The sequence below is a fragment of the Nocardia sp. NPDC047038 genome (assembly GCF_040644075.1).
Classification (GTDB): Bacteria; Actinomycetota; Actinomycetes; order Mycobacteriales; family Mycobacteriaceae; genus Nocardia; species Nocardia sichangensis.
Map to the genome: position 1 here is coordinate 1 of NZ_JBEYVQ010000060.1, position 1,056 is coordinate 1,056.

1 protein-coding gene is annotated in these 1,056 nt (G+C 62.6%); it reads left to right on the top strand.

Annotated elements, in window-relative coordinates:
• Nucleotides 1-25: 25 nt before the first annotated feature.
• A partial coding sequence (locus tag ABZ824_RS39750) for a cytochrome P450 (RefSeq protein ID WP_356970060.1) occupies nucleotides 26-1,056 on the top strand: 1,031 nt, incomplete at its 3' end.

Sequence of the window (1,056 nt, forward strand, 5' to 3'; positions counted from 1 at the left end):
TGTTATCGAATTCGGAGTGTGGGCGATGACGGCTGTGGTGGGGCCGCTGGTGTTCGACCCGTATGACTACGGGTTTCATGAGGATCCGTATCCGGTGTATCGGCGGCTGCGGGAGGAGGCGCCGTTGTATCACAATCCGGGTCTGGGGTTTTGGGCGTTGTCGCGGCATGGGGATGTGGTGGGGGCGTTTCGTGACAGTGTGCGGTTGTCGAGTGCGAACGGGGTGTCGCTGGATCCGGCGGCGTGGGGTCGGCATGCGCATCGGACCATGTCGTTTCTGGCGATGGATGATCCGCGGCATATGCGGATGCGGCGGTTGGTGTTCAAGGGGTTCACGCCGAAACGTGTCGCGCAGATGGAGGACCGGATCCGGGAGTTGACGTTGTCGTATCTGGAGCCCGCGGTGTCCGGTGCCGTCTTCGATTGGATCGATGAGGTCGCGGGCAAGTTGCCGATGGATGTGATCTCGGAGTTGATGGGGGTGCCGGCGGTGGATCGGGTGGAGATTCGCCGGTTGGCGGATCTGGTGGTGCACCGTGAGGACGGTGTGCTGGATATCCCGATGGCGGCTGTCGAGGCTTCGATCGAATTGCTGGGTTACTACACGGAGATGGTGGCCGAGCGTCGGCGCGCTCCGAGAGGGGATCTGACCTCGGCGTTGCTGGATGCGGAGATCGGCGGTGACCGGCTCACGGATGCGGAGATCATCGGTTTCCTGTTTTTGATGGTGGTGGCGGGTAACGAGACGACCACCAAGTTGTTGGGTAATGCGTTGTATTGGGGTGCGCGTTGTCCGGGGGAGTACGCGAAGGTCGTCGCGGATTCGGGTTTGGTGTCGGACTGGGTGGAGGAGACCCTGCGTTATGACACCTCGAGTCAGATGATCGCTCGTACCGCGACCGAGGACCTCGCGTATCACGGTGGGGTGGTTCCGGCGGGGGCGAAGGTGTTGTTGCTGATCGGTTCGGCCAATCGTGATCCGGCGGTGTTCGAGGACGGTGACAGTTTCCGTATCGAGCGTGCCGACCGGTCCGGGCTGGCCAGTTTCGGGGCGGG